20 protein-coding genes are annotated in these 22,500 nt (G+C 60.9%); 9 read left to right on the top strand and 11 right to left on the bottom strand.

The genetic code is table 11. From position 1 onward, the window contains the following. Window positions 1-97 precede the first annotated feature (97 nt). The 4 genes from C9422_RS03030 (at window position 98) to C9422_RS03015 (ending at window position 4,650) form a co-directional block, all read left to right on the top strand. Window positions 98-1,174 carry a putative 2-aminoethylphosphonate ABC transporter ATP-binding protein gene (locus C9422_RS03030; RefSeq protein WP_116579661.1) on the top strand — a complete coding sequence of 359 codons (1,077 nt, stop codon included), beginning with the start codon at window positions 98-100 and terminating at the stop codon, window positions 1,172-1,174. After that, window positions 1,174-2,898: a putative 2-aminoethylphosphonate ABC transporter permease subunit gene (locus tag C9422_RS03025; RefSeq protein ID WP_116579660.1), complete on the top strand. Its 1,725-nt coding sequence runs from the start codon at window positions 1,174-1,176 to the stop codon at window positions 2,896-2,898. Before C9422_RS03030 ends, C9422_RS03025 begins: the two co-directional genes overlap by 1 nt. Before the next feature lie 33 nt (window positions 2,899-2,931). Continuing rightward, window positions 2,932-3,957 carry a putative 2-aminoethylphosphonate ABC transporter substrate-binding protein gene (locus C9422_RS03020; RefSeq protein WP_116579659.1) on the top strand — a complete coding sequence of 342 codons (1,026 nt, stop codon included), beginning with the start codon at window positions 2,932-2,934 and terminating at the stop codon, window positions 3,955-3,957. A 135-nt stretch (window positions 3,958-4,092) separates the two neighbouring features. Continuing rightward, window positions 4,093-4,650, top strand: a complete 558-nt coding sequence (locus C9422_RS03015) for a phosphonate degradation HD-domain oxygenase (protein WP_116579658.1) — start codon at window positions 4,093-4,095, stop codon at window positions 4,648-4,650. A gap of 150 nt (window positions 4,651-4,800) precedes the next feature. Here C9422_RS03015 and C9422_RS03010 read toward each other — a convergent pair whose 3' ends face one another. Next, window positions 4,801-6,177: a GTPase/DUF3482 domain-containing protein gene (locus C9422_RS03010; RefSeq protein WP_116579657.1), complete on the bottom strand. Its 1,377-nt coding sequence runs from the start codon at window positions 6,175-6,177 to the stop codon at window positions 4,801-4,803. After that, on the bottom strand, window positions 6,170-7,540 hold the full coding sequence (locus C9422_RS03005; protein WP_116579656.1) for a DUF2868 domain-containing protein: 1,371 nt from the start codon (window positions 7,538-7,540) through the stop codon (window positions 6,170-6,172). Before C9422_RS03005 ends, C9422_RS03010 begins: the two co-directional genes overlap by 8 nt. A gap of 85 nt (window positions 7,541-7,625) precedes the next feature. On the opposite strand from C9422_RS03005, the gene C9422_RS03000 reads away from it, so the two are divergent. Beyond that, window positions 7,626-8,138 (top strand): dihydrofolate reductase, encoded by a 513-nt coding sequence (locus tag C9422_RS03000; protein ID WP_116579655.1) that lies wholly within the window; start codon window positions 7,626-7,628, stop codon window positions 8,136-8,138. Window positions 8,139-8,229: 91 nt separating this feature from the next. Here C9422_RS03000 and C9422_RS02995 read toward each other — a convergent pair whose 3' ends face one another. Next, entirely contained in the window at window positions 8,230-9,621 is a 1,392-nt protein-coding gene (locus C9422_RS02995) for an L-cystine transporter (RefSeq protein WP_116579654.1), read from the bottom strand. Window positions 9,622-9,863: 242 nt separating this feature from the next. Here C9422_RS02995 and C9422_RS02990 point away from each other — a divergent pair, with 242 nt between their 5' ends. Beyond that, window positions 9,864-10,919, top strand: coding sequence for a haloacid dehalogenase-like hydrolase (locus C9422_RS02990; protein ID WP_116579653.1), 1,056 nt, complete (start codon window positions 9,864-9,866; stop codon window positions 10,917-10,919). A gap of 438 nt (window positions 10,920-11,357) precedes the next feature. Then, a complete protein-coding gene (locus C9422_RS02985; RefSeq protein WP_116579652.1) occupies window positions 11,358-11,645 on the top strand; it encodes a DUF6124 family protein in 288 nt (95 codons plus the stop codon). Window positions 11,646-11,806: 161 nt separating this feature from the next. Here C9422_RS02985 and ilvD read toward each other — a convergent pair whose 3' ends face one another. The 4 genes from ilvD to C9422_RS02965 form a co-directional block, all read right to left on the bottom strand. Continuing rightward, window positions 11,807-13,648 carry a dihydroxy-acid dehydratase gene (gene ilvD, locus C9422_RS02980; RefSeq protein WP_116579651.1) on the bottom strand — a complete coding sequence of 614 codons (1,842 nt, stop codon included), beginning with the start codon at window positions 13,646-13,648 and terminating at the stop codon, window positions 11,807-11,809. 361 nt (window positions 13,649-14,009) lie between these two features. Beyond that, the gene (locus C9422_RS02975; protein WP_102673478.1) at window positions 14,010-14,468 is read right to left on the bottom strand and encodes a transposase; all 459 of its coding nucleotides are present in this window, start codon (window positions 14,466-14,468) and stop codon (window positions 14,010-14,012) included. A 153-nt stretch (window positions 14,469-14,621) separates the two neighbouring features. Further along, the gene (locus C9422_RS02970) at window positions 14,622-15,839 is read right to left on the bottom strand and encodes an MFS transporter (RefSeq protein ID WP_116579650.1); all 1,218 of its coding nucleotides are present in this window, start codon (window positions 15,837-15,839) and stop codon (window positions 14,622-14,624) included. A gap of 170 nt (window positions 15,840-16,009) precedes the next feature. Next, entirely contained in the window at window positions 16,010-17,206 is a 1,197-nt protein-coding gene (locus C9422_RS02965) for a class I SAM-dependent rRNA methyltransferase (protein ID WP_102673476.1), read from the bottom strand. Between the two features lie 153 nt (window positions 17,207-17,359). Here C9422_RS02965 and C9422_RS02960 point away from each other — a divergent pair, with 153 nt between their 5' ends. Both C9422_RS02960 and mutM read left to right on the top strand, forming a co-directional pair. Next, window positions 17,360-18,229, top strand: coding sequence for an HDOD domain-containing protein (locus C9422_RS02960; RefSeq protein WP_102699978.1), 870 nt, complete (start codon window positions 17,360-17,362; stop codon window positions 18,227-18,229). A gap of 42 nt (window positions 18,230-18,271) precedes the next feature. Beyond that, on the top strand, window positions 18,272-19,084 hold the full coding sequence (mutM, locus tag C9422_RS02955) for a bifunctional DNA-formamidopyrimidine glycosylase/DNA-(apurinic or apyrimidinic site) lyase (protein WP_116579649.1): 813 nt from the start codon (window positions 18,272-18,274) through the stop codon (window positions 19,082-19,084). Window positions 19,085-19,171: 87 nt separating this feature from the next. Here the strand turns inward: mutM and C9422_RS02950 are convergent, their stop codons facing one another. The 4 genes from C9422_RS02950 to C9422_RS02930 all read right to left on the bottom strand — a co-directional run bounded on the left by C9422_RS02950 (window position 19,172) and on the right by C9422_RS02930 (window position 22,497). After that, window positions 19,172-19,423: a YfhL family 4Fe-4S dicluster ferredoxin gene (locus C9422_RS02950; RefSeq protein WP_003195146.1), complete on the bottom strand. Its 252-nt coding sequence runs from the start codon at window positions 19,421-19,423 to the stop codon at window positions 19,172-19,174. Between the two features lie 205 nt (window positions 19,424-19,628). Beyond that, window positions 19,629-20,108, bottom strand: a complete 480-nt coding sequence (gene coaD, locus C9422_RS02940; protein WP_007975368.1) for a pantetheine-phosphate adenylyltransferase — start codon at window positions 20,106-20,108, stop codon at window positions 19,629-19,631. A gap of 115 nt (window positions 20,109-20,223) precedes the next feature. Beyond that, window positions 20,224-21,819, bottom strand: coding sequence for a GMC family oxidoreductase (locus C9422_RS02935; protein WP_116579647.1), 1,596 nt, complete (start codon window positions 21,817-21,819; stop codon window positions 20,224-20,226). 132 nt (window positions 21,820-21,951) lie between these two features. Continuing rightward, on the bottom strand, window positions 21,952-22,497 hold the full coding sequence (locus tag C9422_RS02930; protein WP_116579646.1) for a twin-arginine translocation pathway signal protein: 546 nt from the start codon (window positions 22,495-22,497) through the stop codon (window positions 21,952-21,954). Window positions 22,498-22,500: the final 3 nt, after the last annotated feature.

Genomic DNA, 22,500 nt, shown 5'->3' with positions numbered 1-22,500 from the left:
TTTACCAATACCACTATCAGCCGTTTTTGCCTCGCTGCCATATGACGGAAGCATTACAACCCTAGGATGGCCTTCATCTGCCAGATGAGGCCCGTCCATGAACAACTCGATCACTACTGCCCTGACCAACCCTGGCGCCCCGATGAAGGTGCGCGGCGTACAGAAACGTTTCGGCGCTTTCACCGCGCTGGATAACGTTTCACTCGACGTGGCGGCCGGTGAGCTGGTGTGTCTGCTGGGGCCGTCGGGCTGTGGCAAGACCACCTTGCTGCGCTGCATCGCCGGCCTGGAAAAGCAGGACAGCGGCGAGTTGTACCTGGGTGATCGCGACGTTTCCCACCTGGCTCCCCAGGCGCGGGACTACGGCATTCTGTTCCAGTCCTACGCGTTGTTCCCCAACCTCACCGTCGAAGCGAACATTGCCTACGGCCTCGCCGGCAATGGTCGCGACCCGATTCGCCAGCGTGTCGGTCAGATGCTGGAACTGGTAGGCCTGAGCGGCAGCGAGAAAAAATATCCCGGTCAGTTGTCCGGTGGCCAGCAGCAGCGGGTTGCACTGGCTCGCGCTCTGGCCCCGGCGCCTTCGCTGTTGCTGCTCGACGAGCCGATGTCGGCTCTCGATGCCCGGGTGCGCGAGCATCTGTGCACCGAACTGCGCCAGCTGCAACGCAACCTCGGCATCACCACCCTGATGGTGACCCACAATCAGGACGAGGCCATGCTGATGGCCGACCGTATCGCCGTGATGAACAACGGCAAGGTCGAGCAGTACGCCACGCCCCAGGAAATCTATAACCGCCCGGCCACGCCGTTCGTGGCGGAGTTCGTCGGCCAGGGCAACTGGTTGCCGTTCCAGCGCAGCAGCGACAGCCACGCCCAGGTCGGCGGGATGAGCATGCGTCTGGCCGATGGCGGTGCCAAGACCGCGTCGGGCCGTTTGTTCTGCCGTCCGGAAGCGATCAACGTCAATCCGCTGGTGCACGAGGAAAACCTGTTCCCGGCCAAGGTTCGCGAGATCACCTTTCTCGGCAACCGCTGCCGCATGAGCTTCGAGCTCGATCATTTGCCGGGCCATGCGCTGTTGGCGGAACTGGCACCGGAAGCCATGCCGCGCCTTGGCGCCCGGCAGATCATGGTCGCCTTGCCGCCGCGCAGCCTGCAGGTGTTTGCCTGATGAGCGCGAACATCGCGCTGCCGCTGCCACACAAGCAGGTTCGGCAGACTTCCCGTGCTGAGATCGGTGACCGGCTGTTCGTGGTCGGCGGCAAAGTGCTTCTGCTGGTGTTGTTGGGTGTTGCCGTATTGATGCCGTTGCTGGCGATCTTCTGGCGTGGTTTCAGCGCTGAAGCCGGGCAGGGTGGTGGTTGGGTTGCAGCGAAAGAGCTGGTGACCAGCGAGAACTTCCACTGGTTGCTCGGCAACAGTCTGAAGGTTTCCCTCAGCGTCGCGGCGATTGTCGTACCCCTGGCTTACCTGTTTGCCTACGCGCTGCAACGCACCCTGATTGCAGGTAAAGGTATCTGGCGTGGCATTTCCCTGCTGCCATTGATGGCGCCGTCGATGCTGCCCGGGATTGCGCTGGTTTACCTGTTCGGCAACCAGGGCATGCTGCGTGGCCTGCTGTCGGACAACATCTACGGCTTCTGGGGCATTGTTCTGGGTGAGGTGATCTACACCTTCCCGCACGCCTTGATGATTCTTCTGTCGGCCTTGTCCCTGGCGGATGCGCGACTGTTCGATGCGGCTTCGAGCATGGGCGCCAGTCCTGCGAAAGCGTTCCGCAGCATCACTTGGCCGGCGACCCGTCAGGCGGTTTTCGCTGCGTTCTGCCTGGTGTTCACCCTGACCATCACCGACTTCGGGGTTCCGGTGGTGGTCGGTGGGGACTATCAAGTGCTGGCGCTGGAAGCCTATAAAGCCGTGGTCGGCCAACAGCAATTCGGCCGCGGTGCCTTGATCGGCATGGTGTTGTTGCTGCCAGCGCTGTTCAGCTTTGGCGTCGATGCCTGGTTGCGTCGACGCCACGGCGACTCCATGAGCGGTCGTGCCCAGGTGTTCAAGCCTGTGCCATCGAAACTGCGCGACGCTTGCTACCTGGCCATCGTCCTGTTGATCAGCGCGGCATTGCTGCTGGTATTCGGCATGGCGGTGTTCTCGTCCCTGGTGAAATTCTGGCCGTACAACCTGTCGCTGTCGCTCAATCACTACCAGTTCAATGAAACCGCCGGTGGTGGCTGGCTGGCCTATGGCAACAGCTTGAAGATGGCCTTGGGCACGGCGTTGATCGGCAGCCTGCTGATTTTCACCGGCGCCTACCTGATGGAAAAAACCAGGGGGCAGCGCGGCCTGAACCTGACCTTGCGCATGCTCAGTTTCGTACCGATGGCGGTACCGGGCCTGGTGTTGGGGTTGGGTTATGTCTTCTTCTTCAACCTCACCGGCAACCCGCTGCATGTGCTGTACGGGACCATGACCCTGCTGATCGTCTGCACGATTGCGCACTATTTGACCACCGCACAAATGACCGCCACCACCGCATTGCGTCAACTCGATGCCGAGTTCGAAGCCGCCGCGCTGTCGCTCAAGGCGCCGCTGTACCGCCACTACTTGCGCGTCACCGTGCCGATCTGTCTGCCGGCTTTGCTGGACATCGTGCGCTACCTGTTCGTCTCGGCCATGACCACCGTCTCGGCGGCGATCTTCCTCTACAGCCCCGACACCATCCTCGCGGCGGTGGCGGTGCTGAACATGGACGACGCCGGCAACGTCGGCGGCGCGGCGGCGATGTCGACCCTGATTCTGTTCACCTCGGCGGGCGTGTCCCTGCTGCTGGCCTGGGCCTCGCGCGGATTGCTGCGCCGCTCCCAGGCCTGGCGGCAGACCGCGCCCGGTCACTGATTCACACCCTCAACTCAAATACAGGAAAAGATCATGTTCAAGCCTATGGCCCTGGCCGCCGCTGTCCTCACCGCTTTCAGCCTGAACGCCTTCGCGGCGAAAACCGAGTTGACGGTGTACACCGCCCTCGAAGCCGAACAGCTGAAAACCTATAAAGAAGCCTTCGAAAAGGCCAACCCGGACGTCGAAATCAAATGGGTGCGTGATTCCACCGGCATCATCACCGCCAAACTGCTGGCCGAAAAAGAACGCCCGCAGGCGGACGCCGTGTGGGGCCTGGCGGCTTCCAGCCTGGCGATCCTCGACCAGCAGGGCATGCTGCAAAGCTATGCACCCAAGGACCTGGGCAAGATCGGCGCCAACTACCGTGACGCCGCCAACCCGCCAGCCTGGGTCGGCATGGATGTCTGGGCCGCGACCATTTGCTTCAACACCGTCGAAGCCGAAAAGCAGGGCCTGAGCAAACCCGTGAGCTGGCAGGACCTGACCAAGCCTGAGTACAAAGGCAAGATCGTCATGCCGAACCCGGCATCGTCCGGCACCGGCTTCCTCGACGTCAGCGCCTGGCTGCAAACCTTCGGCGAGAAGCAGGGCTGGGCCTACATGGACGGCCTGCACCAGAACATCGGCCAGTACGTTCACTCCGGTTCCAAGCCTTGCAAACTGGCGGCTGCGGGTGAGTTCCCGATCGGTATTTCCTTCGAGTACCCGGCCGTTCAACTGAAACGCCAGGGCGCACCGCTGGACATCATCCTGCCGAAGGAAGGCCTGGGCTGGGAAATCGAAGCGACTGCCGTGATCAAGGGTACGGCCCACGAAGAAGCCGCGAAGAAACTGGCTGACTTCTCCGCCAGCCCTGAGGCGATGGAGTTGTACAAAGAAAACTTCGCCGTGCTCGCCCAGCCTGGCATCGCCAAGCCGCAGACCGAACTGCCAGCCGACTACGAACAGCGCCTGATCAAGAACGACTTCGCCTGGGCCTCGAAGAACCGCGACGAGATCCTGACCGAATGGCGCAAGCGTTATGACGGCAAGTCCGAGAAAGTGGCGGCCAAGTAAGATCTCCGCAGTCTGACAGGGCCTCATCGCGGGCAAGCCCGCTCCCACAAGGTATTGGTGATCCTTGTGGGAGCGGGCTTGCTCGCGAAAGCGGTCTACCATTCACCACAAATCTCACTGATCAGGAGACTTCTGATGCACAGCCATGAACAAACCGTCGCCAAGGTCTTCGCCCTCTACGAACGCTTTGGCGACAGCGATTACATAGGCGAGCCGGTGTCGCAGATCGAGCACATGTCCCAGGCCGCCCAATGCGCGATGGCCGAAGGCTTCGACGACGAAGTCGTGCTGGCGGCGTTCTTCCACGATATCGGGCACATCTGCGCCGAGGGTGCCGAGAACATGGGCGGCTACGGCGTGGTCAGCCACGAACGGCTGGGCGCCGATTATTTGCGCAATGCCGGCTTCAGCGAACGCATGGCCCGGTTGGTGGAGTACCACGTCCAGGCCAAGCGTTATCTGACACTCAGGGAGCCTGGGTACTACGAACGCCTGAGCGAAGCCAGTCGCCGGACTCTGGAATATCAGGGTGGCGTGATGACCGAGGCCGAGGCAGAAGCTTTCGCGCAAGATCCTCTGTGTGCCGTGAGTTTGCGCATGCGCCAGTGGGATGAGCTGGCGAAAGAGATGCATGTGCCGGTGATTGATCTTGGGGTGTTGAAGGAAAAAGCGGTGCGGCTGTTGGCGGCGTAAAGCTTCGGCACCGAGTAGCTGCCTTCGCGAGCAAGCCCGCTCCCACATTGGATTTGTGACTGGTCACTGATGGATGGCCCAGCACAAAACCCTGTGGGAGCGGGCTTGCTCGCGAAGACGTCAGCCCAGGCAAAACAAGTGTTCCTTCCTCTACAGCTGTTGTGCCAGAACCTCTATCTGTTCCTGCCGCTCAGCCTGATTCAACTTGGCATGAGGATTAAGCGACGACCACTGCGGATGCGCCCGCGCCTTGTTCAAAGCCTCGGGCAGTTTGCCTTCGCGCCAATTTTTGTCCTGAGGCGTGGCCACCTGGATGCTGTCCATCGCCGCATGCCCACGGGCGTTCAGCGCCTGCAGCAATTGCCGCTGGCGCAGCGCCAACAGGCGCAGCACGTTGTCATCCACCGTCAGTTCGCGCTGGCCCTTGATCTTGCCCAGCAAGCGGCTGCCATAACTGCGCGCGGTTTGCAGGGCGCCACCGGCGATGGCGCCGGCCAGTGCAGCGGCGCCGAGGGTAATCCCGCCCACCAGCAAATCGACCCCGGCCCCCGCAGCAGCACCCGCCGCGATACCGCCACCGACGCGCACACCCAGTTGCTTGAGAGTTTCCGGGTTGAACAGATCATCGCCCCAACGGCCATCGAGCAGCGGCAAATCACTGGCCGCGGCATCCTGTGGGCGGAAGGCGTAGAGCTTGAGCAGGGCCTCGACGCAACGCTGCTCGCGCTGGCGTACGGCTTTGCGCAATTCGCTGATCGCCTGTTGTTCCTGCTTGGCTTCACTGACCACGCTACGCCGGCAAGCCGCGCAATCGATCAGCAATTCGGCAATCAGTCGCTCCGCGCTTTGCTGGCGAGCCAGACGCTGGGCCTGCTGATCGGCGATCAGGCGTTCGAGTTGCGGCCGGGCCGTTTCCAGCAGCAAGGCGAGACTTTCATAGAGTCGACGCTCGCCGTCTTCCGGCGGCGCGACACTGTCGAAACGCACCAGGGCATGCAGGCCCAGCCGCGCCAGCGCTTCACGCCAGGCCGGTTCGCGGTGGTTGGCGCTGCTGACGAAATTCAGCACCGGCAGCAAGGGTTTGCCGCAACTGGCCAACACTTCCAGCTCGTCGCGATACTTGGCCAGCACCGGCTCACGGGCGTCGATCACATAGAGACCGGCATCCGACGCCAGCAACTGGCGCAGCACCTTGGCTTCCTGCTCGAAGCGTTGCCGGGCTTCGCTGCCCTCAAGGAAACGCGCCAGGCGTGCCGGACCGTCGAGGCGTTCACCCGGACGTTCCAGGCGTTCAAGGTAATCGAGCAGGGCGATGGCGTCTTCCAGGCCAGGGGTGTCGTAGAGGTCGAGCAGTGGCTCGCCGTCCACCGAAAGACGGGCGCCTTCGACGTGCCGCGTGGTACTGGGACGATGGGACACTTCACCGAAACCGACGTCGCGGGTCAGGGTGCGCAACAACGAGGTTTTACCGACGTTGGTGTGACCGACCACGGCGAGTTTCAGAGGCTGCTTCCTGGTGTCAGTCATGACCCGTCTCCAGCCAGTTCATTGGTGCACAATCGGCAAACGGCAACTCAAGCTGTTGCAGCGCCACGTGCCAGTCGCCCAGGCGTTCGGCGTCCAGCGCTTCACCGGGCGGCGCTTGCAACAACCACACGCGGGTGGCGCTGGCGCTGCGGGCCAGCTCGGCAATCAAGGCCAGGCTGCCGCGATCCGGCGAGCGCTGTGGATCGCAGGCGATGGCCAGGCGTGCCGGGGGAAAGCGGCTCAGTTGTTCGAGGAGTTTGTGCCGCGACTCGCGACTGTCGAGGATGCCGGCGTTACTGACGTTTTTCGGTAATTGCGGTGGCCACGGGCGTTGGTCGTCCAGTTCGATGGCGACCAACAGTGCGCCGTCGCTTTGCTGCTCGGTGACACCGCTTTCCACGCGATGCAGTTGCGCCGGTGCCGCATCGCTGACGCCGAGGCGTTCGCTGGTGGGCATCAAGCGTTCGCGCAGTTGCGCGTAGCCGGGCAGGTTCAAATCCAGGCGCAGCGCCGTTTGCCCTGTCTTCCAGCGCCACAGGCATAACAGCGCGAGCAGCAGGCGCGGCAAAACGCCGTAGACCAGCAGTACGCCCACCAGCCAGGCGGCCCAGGCCTGGCGAGCGCTTTCGATGTTCAGTGCGGCATCGCCACTGGCGCGGATCATCTCTACGGTAGGCACACTGAAGCCAAGCAGGGCCGGCAACGCTCCAAGGGCCTGAGTGACGGCGATAAAGGTGTCGGCACTGAGGATCGTGGTTTCCCAGACGAAGCCGTAGCGCCGGGTCGCCATCAACATCAGCAGGATCACCAGCGCGCTGAGCATCGCCAGCAACCACAGGCTGTTGACCAGCACGCCGATGGCCCAGCGATTGAGTTTCTGCCGTTGCAGTAACAGGAGCAGGGCGGGGGCCAACTGCGCGGCCTTGGCGTCACGAGCGAGTTTTTCACTGAGCCATAGCCACAGGCGTCCGAGGCTGGCGCCGTGTTCGCCGGCAAATACCAGCCCCAGGGCCCAGCTCAGCAGCAGGACCAGATTGAGCCCGAGCAGGCTGCCCAAGGCCCAGAACACATTCACCGGGTGCAGGCCGTCGCCCATAGCCGCGAAGGCCAGGCCGGCGCCGCTGATCACGGCCAGTACCGCCAACACCAGCAGCGCCAGCCGCGAGCCTTGCAGCCAGTGATTGAGGGCTGTAGTCAGGCCATCGCGTTCAGCCAGCCACAGGGCGCGGCGTTGAATGCGCGCCGGCAAATCGCCGCCGGCGCTGCGGGCCAGTCGGTTGGCTTCCAGGTCTTCCAGAGGGCCTGCATGTTCTTCGCGCAGGCGGATGGTTTCTGTCAGCCAGAGGGTATTGAGTTCAGTCACGCGGCATCCCGTCGCTTAATTGAGCTGTGAGCATAACCGCTGTGGCGCTTATCGGCGAAAGCGAGGCTCTGGTATCCTCGCCGGCATGACTAAATCACTCCCCCTCAGCCTGATCGCAGCCCTCGGTGAAAACCGTGTGATCGGCGTCGACAACAGCATGCCCTGGCACTTGCCGGGGGACTTCAAATATTTCAAGGCCACCACCCTCGGCAAGCCGATCATCATGGGTCGCAAGACCTGGGATTCCCTCGGTCGTCCGCTGCCGGGCCGCCTGAACATCGTGGTCAGTCGCCAGGCGGATCTGCAGCTCGAAGGCGCGGAGGTTTATCCGTCGCTGGAAGCCGCCGTCGTTCGCGCCGAAGCATGGGCGAAGGAACAGGGCGTTGATGAATTGATGCTGATTGGCGGCGCGCAGTTGTATGCGCAAGGGCTGGCGCAGGCTGACCGGTTGTACCTGACCCGCGTGGCGCTGAGCCCGGAAGGCGATGCGTGGTTTCCGGAGTTTGATTTGAAGGAATGGAAACTGGTTTCCAACGTTGAAAATCCGGCATTAGATGGTAAGCCAGCGTACAACTTCGAAGTCTGGGAAAAAGCTTAAAGATCGCAGCCTGCGGCAGCTCCTACAGGGTGAACGCAATTCCCCTGTAGGAGCTGGCGAAGCCTGCGATCTTTTGATCCTGGCTAAACAGTCAAGCGTGCGCCAACGCCGAATGCTCATCCGCATCCAGCAGCGCCTTGTCCGTCTGCTGCATCACCTGACTGGTGATCGCCCCGGCCGTCATCGAACCACTCACGTTCAGCGCCGTACGCCCCATATCAATCAGCGGCTCGACCGAAATCAGCAACGCCACCAGAGACACCGGCAAGCCCATCGCCGGCAGCACGATCAACGCGGCAAAGGTCGCACCACCACCGACACCGGCCACACCGGCCGAGCTCAGCGTCACAATCGCCACCAGCGTCGCGATCCACAATGGGTCCAGCGGGTTGATGCCCACGGTCGGCGCCACCATCACCGCCAACATCGCCGGGTACAGACCGGCACAGCCGTTCTGGCCAATGGTCGCGCCGAACGAAGCGGCGAAACTGGCGATGGACTGCGGGATGCCCAAGCGGCTGGTCTGCGCTTCGATGCTCAACGGAATCGTCGCTGCGCTGGAACGGCTGGTGAAGGCAAACGTCAGCACTGGCCAGATCTTGCGGAAGAACCGCAGCGGGTTGATCCCGGCGGCCGACACCAGCACGCCATGCACCACGAACATCAGGCCCAGACCGATGTAGGACACCACCACGAAACTGCCGAGCTTGATGATGTCTTGCAGGTTGGAACCGGCGACCACCTTGGTCATCAGCGCCAACACGCCGTACGGGGTCAGCTTCATCACCAGACGCACCAGACGCATCACCCAGGCTTGCAGGGTGTCGATGGCGTTGATCACTTTCTGACCTTTCTCGGCATCATCCTTGAGCAATTGCAGCGCCGCGACACCCAGGAACGCAGCGAAAATCACCACGCTGATGATCGACGTCGGCTTGGCCCGCGCCAGATCGGCGAAGGGGTTTTGCGGGATGAACGACAGCAGCAGCTGCGGCACATTCAGCTCGGCGACCTTGCCGGCGTAATCAGTCTGGATGGTTTGCAGGCGCGCCATTTCCTGAGTGCCGGCCACCAGGCCTTCGGCGGTCAGGCCGAACAGGTTGGTCAGTCCGATGCCGATCAACGCCGCGATGGCCGTGGTGAACAGCAGCGTGCCGATGGTCAGGAAGCTGATCTTGCCCAACGACGAGGCGTTGTGCAGGCGGGCCACGGCGCTGAGGATCGAGGCGAACACCAGCGGGATCACGATCATTTGCAGCAACTGCACATAGCCGTTGCCCACCAGATCGAACCAACCGATCGAGGCTTTCAGCACTGGGTTGCCGGCACCGTAGACCGTGTGCAACGCCACACCGAACGCCACGCCCAGCACCAGCGCGAGCAGGACTTTTTTCGCCAGGCTCCATGTCGTGTGGCGGGTTTGCGCCAGGCCGAAGAGCAAAGCGAGGAACACCAGCAGATTGAGGATCAGCGGCAGATTCATGAAGACTCCGATAAGACTTGTGCTGGTTGCACCCTTGGGCAACCGCGAACCGGAAAGCCTAACAGCTTGAAAACTAATGAATTAATATCAAAAACGTATGATATCCGTCGTTTTTGGAATAAGCGGATGTCGCTGTCAGAAATGCAGCTGGCGCGAAAGGGACGCGGGCGGTCGCTGACAGACGAGGACTGTCACACTTATTTGTTAGCGTCGATCTCTTTCACATTCAGGGAGAAACGCCAATGAAGTTCGCACCGAAATTACTGGCTGCAGCACTTTGCCTGGGCCTTGCCGGCCAGGTTTTCGCAACGGATCTGAAACACTGGCCAGCCGATCAGGCCAAGGCGCTGGACGCGATGATCGCCGCCAACGCCAACAAGGGTAACTACGCGGTGTTCGACATGGACAACACCAGTTACCGCTACGACCTCGAAGAGTCGTTGCTGCCGTTCATGGAGAACAAGGGCCTGATCACCCGCGACAAGCTCGATCCCTCCCTGAAACTGATGCCGTTCAAGGACACCGCCGATCACAAGGAAAGCCTGTTCAGCTACTACTACCGCCTCTGCGAACTCGATGACATGGTTTGCTATCCATGGGTCGCCCAGGTCTTCTCCGGCTTTACCCTCAAGGAACTCAAGGGCTATGTCGACGAGATGATGGCGTCCGGCAAGCCGGTGCAGGCGACTTATTACGAAGGCGACGTGGTCAAGAAACTCGACGTCAACCCGCCGAAAATCTTCACCGGCCAGCAAGAGCTGTACAACAAGCTGATGGAGAACGGCATCGAGGTCTACGTGATGACCGCCGCCTCCGAAGAACTGGTGCGCATGGTCGCGGCCGATCCGAAGTACGGCTACAACGTCAAACCGCAGAACGTGATCGGCGTGTCGTTGCTGCTCAAGGACCCGAAGACGGGCGACCTGACCACCGCGCGCAAGCAGATCACTGACGGCAAATATGACGAGAAGGCCAACCTCGGCCTCGAACTGACCCCGTACCTGTGGACCCCGGCGACCTGGATGGCCGGCAAGCAGGCGGCCATCCTGACCTACATCGATCAGTGGAAAAAACCGGTGCTGGTGGGCGGCGATACGCCGAGCAGCGACGGCTACATGCTGTTCCACAGCGTTGATGTGGCTAAGGGCGGCATCCATCTGTGGGTCAACCGCAAGGACAAGTACATGACCCAGATCCAAGGCATGATGGCCAAGAACGCCGCGGCCCAGGCCAAGGAAGGTTTGACGGTGACTGCCGACAAGAACTGGGTAATCGTCAAACCCGAAGAAATTCAATAACCCCGGTCTGAAAATCCCCTGTAGGAGCTGCCGCAGGCTGCGATCTTTTGATTCTGTTTTTCAAGATCAAAAGATCGCAGCCTGCGGCAGCTCCTACATTTGATTCGGGTCATCTCCTGACAGTCGCAACCTACGCATTCTTGCGTAAGGGACTACGACTACGCCAGAATCCGCTGGCTTGTGCGCCTGGGGGGCGGCTTCTATCGTTTCCGCGTCACTGAACATCAGTGATCGGGTTTGGTAGCCCGTGTTCACCTCGGCGCATTGCGCCACCCTTTGCAGGGGTCGTTTCTGTCTCTGCTCATATGGTGGCCATGCGCAGGGCATCTTCGGACGCGCCGGGTTCCTGGTGACCGGTCTACCAACCTGCGTATGGCCGCCACCCTCGTTTGGTAGCGAGGGTGATGGCTCCATTTTTCTCACCCGGAGCTCCATCAAATGTTGAAAGTTACCCCCGATCCTCCCGATTGCGACAACCTCTCTGCCCGCATCAACGCTACCCCGCGCAAACCCAGCCAAACATTCGTCATCGCACCGGGCCTCGACACCGAAACCCTGTTGGCCCACGCCTGCGAAGCCCTCGCCTCGGCCAATGTCATGGCCAGCGATTTCGCCGGACTGCTGGAAGGCTCGCAGCGCAGCACGATGCTGGGGATCGCGCAGGTCATCATGCTGGGCGAACTGGCGGTGAACCAGGCGCTGGATAACCTCGACCCGCAGGAATAACGCCGACTCCCTTTGTTGGAGCTGCCGAAGGCTGCGATCTTTTGACTTTGATTGTAAAAAACAAGATCAAAAGATCGCAGCCTGCGGCAGCTCCTACAGGGGATCTGTGGAAACAAAATACCCCGCACTTGGCGGGGTATTTTTTGTTCAGCGATTAAGCATCACAGCCCGTCAAGCATCGCCTTGTTACGCACGGCACCCTTGTCGGCACTGGTGGCCAGCAGGGCGTAGGCTTTCAGTGCAGTGGTTACTTTACGTGGACGCACTTCCACCGGTTTCCAGCCTTTCTTGTCCTGTTCGACGCGGCGAGCGGCCAGTTCTTCGTCGCTGACCAACAGGTTGATCGAGCGGTTCGGAATGTCGATCAGCACTTTGTCGCCGTCCTGCACCAGGCCGATTGCGCCGCCGGCAGCCGCTTCAGGCGAAGCGTGGCCGATGGACAGGCCCGAGGTACCGCCGGAGAAACGGCCGTCGGTGAGCAGGGCGCAGGCTTTGCCCAGGCCTTTGGATTTCAGGTACGAGGTCGGGTAGAGCATTTCCTGCATGCCCGGGCCGCCTTTCGGGCCTTCGTAGCGAATGATGACGATGTCGCCTTCCTTCACTTCGTCGGCGAGGATGCCGCGTACGGCGCTGTCCTGGCTTTCGAAGATCTTGGCGTTGCCTTCGAAGACGTGGATCGACTCATCGACGCCAGCGGTTTTCACCACGCAGCCGTCCAGGGCGATGTTGCCGTAGAGCACGGCCAGGCCGCCCTCTTTCGAGTAAGCGTGCTCGACACTGCGGATGCAGCCGTTTTCACGGTCGTCGTCCAGGGTTTCCCAACGGGTCGACTGGCTGAACGCGGTTTGCGTCGGGATGCCCGCAGGACCTGCCTTGAAGAAGTGGTGCACGGCTTCGTCGTTGGTCTGGGTGATGTCCCACTTGGCGATGGCTTCTTCTATGCTGCGGCTGTGCACGGTCGGCAGTTGGGTGTGCAGCAGGCCGCCACGGGCCAGCGAACCGAGGATGCTGAAGATGCCACCAGCGCGGTGCACGTCTTCCATGTGGTACTTCTGGATGTTCGGCGCGACCTTGCACAGTTGCGGCACGTGACGGGACAGACGGTCGATGTCGCGCAGGTCGAAATCGATCTCGGCTTCCTGGGCGGCGGCCAGCAAGTGCAGGATGGTGTTGGTGGAACCGCCCATGGCGATGTCCAGGGTCATGGCGTTTTCGAACGCCTGGAAGTTGGCGATGTTGCGCGGCAATACCGACTCGTCGTTCTCGCCGTAGTAACGCTTGCACAGCTCGACGATGGTGCGGCCGGCCTGCAGGAACAGCTGCTCGCGGTCGCTGTGGGTGGCCAGGGTCGAACCGTTGCCCGGCAAGGCCAGGCCCAGCGCTTCAACCAGGCAGTTCATCGAGTTGGCGGTGAACATGCCGGAGCACGAACCGCAGGTCGGGCAGGCGCTGCGCTCGTACTCGGCGACTTTCTCGTCAGAAGCGCTGGAGTCGGCGGCGATCACCATGGCGTCGACCAGGTCGAGGCCGTGGGAGGCGAGTTTGGTCTTGCCGGCTTCCATCGGACCGCCGGAAACGAAGATCACCGGGATGTTCAGGCGCAGGGACGCCATCAGCATGCCCGGGGTGATCTTGTCGCAGTTGGAGATGCAGACGATGGCGTCGGCGCAGTGGGCGTTGACCATGTACTCGACGGAGTCGGCGATGATCTCGCGGCTCGGCAGCGAATACAGCATGCCGTCGTGGCCCATGGCGATGCCGTCATCGACAGCGATGGTGTTGAATTCCTTGGCCACGCCGCCAGCGCGTTCGATCTCGCGGGCGACCAGTTGCCCCAGGTCCTTGAGGTGCACGTGGCCCGGTACGAACTGGGTGAACGAGTTGGCAATGGCGATGATCGGCTTCTTGAAGTCGTCATCTTTCATCCCCGTGGCGCGCCACAGTGCGCGGGCGCCGGCCATGTTGCGGCCGTGGGTGGATGTTTTCGAGCGGTAATCAGGCATGAAGCACTCCGGGCGGCTAATCAGGTATCAAAAGGGAAGTGAGCTTCTATTGACGTCTGGAACACTCAGAAATGGCCGCGTGTCCGGAAGTTGCCGATAACTTTGCGGGATCGCCGCGCGCTTCAGCTTGAGCTCATAAACCCGCCGGGGATGACTGGCGATGAATGTTCGCGATTCTACACGGCTGGCGTCAGTTGGGAATGCCGGGAAGCATGGACTTGGCATTCACGAGACGTGCGGACTGAATCACTGTAGGAGCGAGCTCGCTCGCGATGGTCGTCAACGATAACGCTGGAAGGCTGGCACCCCGTGGCGTTCTCGCGTTCATCGCGAGCAAGCTCGCTCCTACAAGGGATACGTATTAGAGCCAAATGGCATCCCACAGCGAGTAATCACCTACATGAGCGACAAGCCCGGCGCGCAATGGGTTGGCGATGATGTATCGCGCTGCTGCTTTCAAATCTTCCTCGCGACGCAAGGCCCGGTCGAAGTAGCCCTTTTGCCATACAGGTGCACACAGACTTCGCTGCTTATTGATGTGTCGTGCACAGCGGGATTTAGTGGCTTGCATCAGTTTCGGCAGATCACCGTTATGCAGTTCCACCAGCCAGTGAAAATGGTCTGGCATCACCACCCAGGCTACAGAGGTGGCAATGCCGGTTTCCTGAGCTTTTCTGAATTCCTGCACCACCAGACGACCCATGCGCCAATCTTTGAAGATCGGTTGCCGTTCGTGGGTGACTGCGGTCAGTAGATAGATGCGACCAGGCTCTGAATGACGACCGGTACGTAATTGATGGGCTTTCGGCGTGCTGGACATTCCGTTGTCCTCTTCTGAGATGTGAAGAGAAACGATAGGTATGCAATGGGTGCTTGTCGCAGTGACAGTGGTTCTGGATATGTCATGTAAATGTAGGAGCGAGCTTGCTCGCGATGAATCCGAGAGCGCCGCGGGGCGCCAGACTCCCCCGCGTTATCGTTGACGACCATCGCGAGCAAGCTCGCTCCTACAGGAAGGGCGGCGATTGATCAGGGTATTAAGGCCGAGCGCCACCGCGCTGAGCAGCAGGAACGCCAGTGCCAGGGTCGTTTGCAGATCTATACCACTTAGATTGATCAATGCGCTGGTCAAGCCGCCAAAAATGAAAACCAGTGTGTTCCCGGCCGACGCCGAAGTGCCGGCGTTGTCCGCAAACACGTCCATCGCTTTGGATGTGGCAATGGGGCGGGCAATGGTCGTGCCGGCGGTGCAGATGATCATCGGCACCAATACCGTCAGGGTCGAAAGTCCAAGCCTGCTTGCGAGTAAAAGCATCACCACTCCCGAGAAGAAAATCAGGCCCAAGCCGACGATGATTTGAGTATTGGGTGTTATCCGGCTGGAAAGCATCCGGGCGGCGATGCCTCCAATGATATAAGCCGCGCCATAGAGCAGAAGGGTCAGGGAGAATGCATAGGGCGACATGCGTAGCTGATCCATGAAGATCAACGGCGAAACGACGATAAAGGAAAAATGGCAGGTAAAAGCGATGGCCGCGATTAACCAATAGCCCAAGAAGCTCGCATTGCCACACACCCGACGATAGGCGTGGAAAATGTTTTGGCGTGAGGTCACGGCAGGTCGCTGGTCTTCCAGCATGAAACACGCCTTCAGAAACACGACGACGGCCAAGGCTATAAACAGGAAAAAGCTACCGGGCCAATCAAGTGCTTGCTGCAAGACACTGCCCAACAACGGCGAGACGGAAATGAATACCCCGCTGGCCGTGACCATCAGAATCCGCAGCCGATCCCGCTCCTTGCCTTCAAACAGATCCTGGACCAGCGCCTGCGACAGCACGAAGCAACCGCAGCCGATGGCCTGCAGCATCCGGAAAAACAGGAACCAGACGTATTCGGTGGTCAGGATGCACCCAGTTGCACCGACAATCGATACCGCCATACCCGCCAGTAATAGCCCTTTTCGGCCGATAACATCGGACAGAGGGCCGATCAGTAGCTGAGACAGGGAGATGCCGACAGCGAAGAGGCTGATGGACAGGGAAATATCCGCAGTCGTGGTCCGAAAGTGTTTGGCCAGAGCGGGAAAGGAAGGGAGCAAAACATCAAGGGGAAAGACGCTCAGCAGCGTCATGGTCAGCAGCAATAGAATGGCTGATGATTTTTTTGCAGTGTCTTCTGAGTGTGTCATCAGCCCATTTACTCGAACTTTGCGAGGAGTCGAGGATTGGTTCGATGGCGGGCGAAGTCAATCTGCAGGGCGGTGGGAGCGTTCCTGATCAGCTGTAGGAATGTTCTTGTCTGTGTTGGGCGGGGCACCGCTCCCGCACTGGTTCAGCCCAGTACGGGAGCGCCAGCGTTTTAGCTGTTTGGCAGCAACCGGCAGGTAATGCTCTTGATATACCGAGTCTCGGCAATCGCTGGATGCACCGGATGATCCGGCCCCTGGCCGCCGCGTTCCAGCATCTGGATGTTGCGGTCCAGGTGGCGGGCGCTGGTGAGCAGGATGTTCTGCAGGTCGTCTTCCGGCAGGTGCATCGAGCACGATGCGCTGACCAGGATGCCGTCCTTGGTGAGCAGGCGCATGGCTTGTTCATTCAGGCGGCGGTAGGCGCCTTCGCCGTTTTTCATGTCTTTCTTGCGTTTGATGAACGCCGGCGGGTCGGCCACGATCACGTCGAAGCGTTCTTCGCTGGCTTTCAGTTCTTTGAGGGCTTCGAACACGTCGCCTTCGATGCAGGTCATCTTGTCGGCGAAGCCGTTCAGCGCGGCGTTGCGCTCGACGCCGTCAAGGGCGAAGGCCGAGGCGTCGACGCAGAACACTTCACTGGCGCCGAACGCAGCAGCCTGCACGCCCCAGCCGCCGATGTAGCTGTACAGGTCCAGCACGCGTTTGCCTTTGGCGTACGGCGCCAGGCGTGCGCGGTTCATGCGGTGGTCGTAGAACCAGCCGGTTTTCTGGCCCTGGATGACCGGTGCTTCGAATTTCACGCCGTTCTCTTCCAGTGCGACCCACTCCGGCACCAGGCCGAACACGGTTTCGACGTAGCGCGTGAGGCCTTCGGCGTCACGGGCGGCGGAGTCGTTCTTGAACAGGATGCCGCTTGGCTTGAGCACTTGGGTCAGTGCTGCAATCACGTCGTCTTTATGGGCTTCCATGGTCGCCGAGGCGATCTGCACCACCAGGATGTCGCCGAAACGGTCAACCACCAGGCCAGGCAGCAGGTCGGAGTCGCCGTAGACCAGGCGATAGAACGGCTTGTCGAACAGGCGCTCGCGCAGGGACAGGGCCACGTTCAGGCGGTGCACCAGCAGCGATTTGTCCAGCGGCAGCTTGATGTCGCGCGACAGCACGCGGGCGCAAATCAGGTTGTTCGGGCTCATGGCAACGATGCCCAGCGGCTTGCCGCCGGCGGCTTCGAGGATCGCCTGGTCGCCGGCCTTGAAACCGTGCAATGGCGTAGCGGCTACATCGATTTCGTTGCTGTAGACCCACAAGTGACCGTTGCGCAGACGACGGTCGGCGTTGGCTTTGAGGCGCAGGCTAGGCAGGGACATGTCGTCGCTCCGGAAAAAAGAGCGGGAGTATAGCGTGTTGAGACCCCGGATTGGCCTGCAAGTGGACATGTGGCGAGGGTTGTCTTGCGATTTGGTATGTCGGATCCAACTTCATAAAGGTTAGAATCGCCGTCTGACCCAGAGTGTGTACTTATGTCCCAAGAGCTGACTTCCGAACAGATCCAACAAGCCCTGCAGGGCATCAGCGTACCGGCCCAGCCGCAGATCATGGTGGATTTGCAGATGGAGCAGTACATGCCCGATCCGGATCTGGAAGTCATTGCCAAGCTGATATCCCAGGATCCGGGCCTTTCCGGTTCCCTGCTGAAGATCGTCAATTCGCCGTATTACGGGCTGAGCAACAAGATTGCCTCGATCCAGCGCGCGGTCAATCTGCTGGGCAGCCGCTCGGTCATCAACCTGATCAATGCGCAGTCGATCAAGGGCGAGATGAATGACGACACCATTGTCACCCTGAACCGTTTCTGGGACACCGCTCAGGACGTGGCCATGACCTGCCTGACCCTGGCCAAGCGCATCGGCGTTGAAAATGGCGACGAAGCCTATGCCCTGGGCCTGTTCCACGACTGTGGCGTGCCCTTGATGCTCCAGCGTTTCCCCGACTACATGGGGGTTCTGGAGCAGGCCTACGCCAACGCCAGTGCCGAATGCCGGGTGGTGGACACGGAGAATCAGGTGTTCAATACCAATCACTCGGTGGTCGGCTATTACACGGCCAAGTCCTGGCGTCTGCCGGAACATGTGAGCGCGGCGATCGCCAATCATCACAATGCGTTGGCGGTATTCAGCGATGAGACTTCGCGCAACAGTTCGTTGAAGAACCTGTTGGCGATCCTGAAAATGGCCGAGCACATTTGCGCGTCGCATCGGGTGCTGGGCAATCAGGCCGAAGATCACGAGTGGAACAGCATCGCGCCGCTGGTGCTCGATTATGTCGGCCTCTCGGATTACGACTTCGAGACGCTCAAGCAGACGATCCGCGACCTCGGCACTCATCGCTGAGTGTCGGACCTTTCCAGGCCATGCGCCTGATCCGAGAGCACCATGCCTGAATTGCCAGAAGTCGAAACCACCCGTCGCGGCATCGCGCCGTACCTGGAAGGCCAGCGAGTCAGCCGGGTGATCGTGCGAGATCGCCGTCTGCGCTGGCCGATCCCCGAGGACCTCGATGTGCGCCTGTCCGGCCAGCGCATCGTATTGGTGGAGCGGCGCGCCAAGTACCTGCTGATCAACGCCGAAGTCGGCACCTTGATCAGCCATTTGGGCATGTCAGGCAACTTGCGCCTGGTGGAGGCCGGGGTGCCGGCGGCCAAGCATGAGCATGTGGACATCGAGCTGGAATCGGGCCTGGCCCTGCGTTACACCGATCCGCGACGTTTCGGCGCAATGCTCTGGAGCCTCGATCCGCTCAATCACGAATTGCTGATTCGCCTGGGGCCTGAGCCGCTGACCGACCTGTTCGACGGCGAGCGGCTGTTCCAGCAGTCCCGTGGCCGTTCGATGGCGGTCAAGCCGTTCATCATGGATAACGCGGTGGTGGTGGGTGTCGGCAATATCTACGCGACCGAAGCGTTGTTCGCCGCTGGAATCGACCCGCGTCGTGAAGCCAAGAGCATTTCCCGTGCGCGGTATTTGAAACTGGCCATCGAGATCAAGCGCATCCTGGCGGCCGCCATCGAGCGCGGCGGTACCACGCTGCGGGACTTTATCGGTGGTGACGGTCAGCCTGGTTATTTCCAGCAGGAACTGTTCGTGTACGGCCGTGGTGGCGAACACTGCAAGGTCTGTGGCACGGGGCTGCGGGAAGTGAAGCTGGGGCAGCGTGCCAGCGTTTTTTGCCCGCGTTGTCAGAGCTGAAAGTCAAAAGATCGCAGCCTTCGGCAGCTCCTACAGGGGAATTGTGTTTTCTGTAGGAGCTGCCGAAGGCTGCGATCTTCTGGTGCGTCAAGCCTTGCCGGTAATCTTGCGGTACTTCTCCATCAACTGTTCTTCAGTCTCCGGATGGGCTTCGTCCAGTGGAATGCAATCCACCGGGCAGACCTGCTGGCACTGCGGTTCGTCGTAGTGGCCGACACACTGGGTGCACAGGTTCGGGTCGATCACATAGATCTCTTCGCCCTGGGAAATGGCGGCGTTCGGGCACTCGGGTTCGCAGACGTCGCAGTTGATGCAATCGTCGGTGATGATCAGGGACATGCTAACTCCAGCCGGGGCGGCAGGCCCGGGCGCAATAAACCAATGCGTGTAATTGTGCCGCATTGGCGCCCGTGTTGCACGCAGGTGCGACGCGCTGTAGGAGCCAGCCTGCTGGCGATGAAGCCGAGAACGCCGCGGGGTGTCAGGTTTCCCGCGTTATCGTTGACGTCCATCGCGAGCAGGCTCGCTCCTACAGATTGCGGGGTTATTTCTTGAAGCGCTCGGTCAGGGCGTCCGCCACCGCTGGGTGTACGAACTTGGTGATATCGCCACCCAGGGCCGCAATTTCACGGACCAGCGTCGAGGAAATGAACGAATAACGCTCGGACGGGGTCAGGAACAGGCTTTCCACATCCGGCGCCAGTTGGCGGTTCATGTTGGCCAGCTGGAATTCGTATTCGAAGTCCGACACCGCACGCAAACCACGCAGGAACACGTTGGCATTCTGCTCTTTGGCGAAATGCGCCAGCAGCGTCGAGAAACCGACGACTTCAACGTTCGGCAGATGTTTAGTGACCTCGCGCGCCAGTTCCACCCGTTGTTCCAGAGGAAACAGCGGGTTTTTCTTCGGGCTGGCCGCGACGGCGATGATCACGTGATCGAACAGGCGCGAGGCGCGTTCGACCAGATCGCCATGGCCCTTGGTAATAGGGTCGAAGGTACCTGGGTACAACACTCGGTTCATCGCGTCGTCCTGGCGGGAATCCGTTGGGGAGTCGGATGGTATCGCAGCCTTCCCGGTCGGCCAAGTCGCCTGTTGGGTAAGAAAGCACTATAGACGATGGGAATAATCGTCATTTTCATGGGTTTTTTAAACGTTCGGCCAGGGAAGTCGCCAGTTGTGCCGTCAGTCCGTAGACCGATAATTGCGGATTGGCGCCAATGCTGGTGGGGAACAGCGAGCCGTCGTGGATCGACAGATTGCCCAACTGATGGTGTCGGCCGAGGCTGTCGGTCACTGCGTTTGTCGGGTCTTCACCCATGGCGCAGCCGCCCATCACATGGGCACTGCCCAGGCGTGTGCGGTACAACTCCAGGCTCAGGCCGTCGATCAGCGTACGGGCTTCGGCGAGGGTCTTCACGTAGCGGGCGTCGGCGTGCATCGGCATCACGGCCCTGGCGCCACCGGCAAACTGGATCTCGGCCATGCTGTGGAATGCCCGGCGCAAGCCATCCCAGGCGTAAGGCGAGAGCTGGTAATCCAGCACCGGCGTGTCGTCGCTGCGCAATTCGACGCTGCCACCGGGGCTGTCCGGGTGAAAACCGTCCCGCAGCAACGCCAGCATGGCGTGGGTATGGGGCAGATTGGCCATGTGCTGTGAATTCTCTTGGCCGAAACCGCCGAGCAAGGTGGCGGCCAGCGCCGGATGCAATGGCGGGACCTCCAGTTTGAAGGACATCTTGCCCGTGGTGCCGTCCTGCCACTGGAAATGGTCGGAATAGATCGACTGCGGCGCGCCGTAGAAGGGGTTGACGACTTCGTCGAACAACGCGGCGGACATGTTCACCGGGTGCAGGAACGTACGTTTGCCCAGGCGCTTGTGCGGGTCGGGTGCCCCGGAGCGCATCAGCAAGGCCGGGCTGTTGATGCCGCCACCGGCCAGCACGAAATGCCGCGCCTTGACCGTGATGGTGCGCCCGGTCGGTGCGACGCAGCGTTCATCCATCGCCGAACAGTGCAGGCCGGTGATCTTGTCGCCGCTGATCGTGAGTTTTTCGGCGCGGGCCAGGTAAAGCAGCTCGCCGCCTTTTTCCAGGGTCGCCGGAATGGTGGTGACCATCATCGATTGCTTGGCGTTGGTCGGGCAGCCCATGCCGCAATAGCCGAGGTTCCAGCAGCCACGAACGTTGCGCGGGATGACGTGCCAGCTGTAACCCAGTTCCTGGCAGCCCTTGCGGATCACATCGTTATTGGCGTTGGGTGGCACCATCCACGGCGCGACGCCCAGGCGCTGCTCCATTTTCTCGAACCACGGCGCCATGTCCGCCGGGCTGTGACCCTTGACGTTGTGCTCTTTGGCCCAGTGTTCCAGGGTCGGTTCCGGGGTGCGGAAACTGGAGGTCCAGTTGATCAGCGTGGTGCCGCCCACCGCCCGGCCCTGGAGGATGGTGATTGCGCCATCCTTGCTCATGCGGCCGATGCCTTCCTGGTAGAGGCTGCTGTAGGCCTGGTCTTCAAGCAGCTTGAAGTCGCTGCTGGTCTTGAGCGGGCCTTCCTCGATCAGCAGCACTTTGTAACCGGCCGCGCTGAGGATTTCGGCGGTGGTGCCGCCGCCGGCACCGCTGCCGATGATCGCCACGTCTGCTTCGAGTGTCAGGTCCTGGGTCAGTTGTGAGCCGTTGTAGGTTTTCCAGCCTCGGGCCATGCCTTCGCGAAACGGATCGGGTACGGGCATCTTCGGGTTCTCTTTTTATTATGGTTCAGGTGCTGTGGTGATAAGACTGACGCCTTCGCGAGCAAGCCCGCTCCCACAGGGGCACGCGGTCAATGTGGGAGCGGGCTTGCCCGCGAAGGGGGCGACTCGGTCTCAGACAGTGGGCGGCCCGGGATACCCGCAATGCGCCCACGATTCCTTGCGGCCATACCAGGCCATCATCACCAGTTGCAGCAAAGAGCTGTGGCCCATGCGCAACAGGCTCAACGAGCTGTTTTCCCAACGATCGAGGAATTGCCGGATATCGTCGGCGCTGGCGTTTTCCCAGCTGCCCCAGATTCCGGTCAACGGTCCGCGGGTGACGGCCATGCCCAGCACATCGAACAGTTGGCGGGTCAGTTTGAGCATTTCCGGCGACAGGTGCGCGAGGTTGTCATCCAGGCTTTCAAGTGTGCCTTCGACAGCCTCCGGCATCCGTTCGGAGGTCACGGCGCCATCGAGCATGACCGGAATCAACGCTCGCAAGAACAGTAGGTCGCCGCTGCGCAGCGTGACGAAGCCACTGGCCGGGACGCTCGCCGAACAGCCGCTGAGGCTGGCGCCCAACCCGGCAGTGGCGAGAAAGGCGCTGGCGCCGAGGCTGAATTTAAGCAACCCGCGCCGTGACAGCGCGGGTGTATCGGACAGACTGGGATTCATTAT

Source organism: Pseudomonas sp. B1(2018), assembly GCF_003097365.1.
Lineage (GTDB): Bacteria > Pseudomonadota > Gammaproteobacteria > Pseudomonadales > Pseudomonadaceae > Aquipseudomonas > Aquipseudomonas laurylsulfatiphila.
Note: the sequence above shows the minus strand (reverse complement) of the source record. Positions and strands in the feature narration are given on the sequence as shown.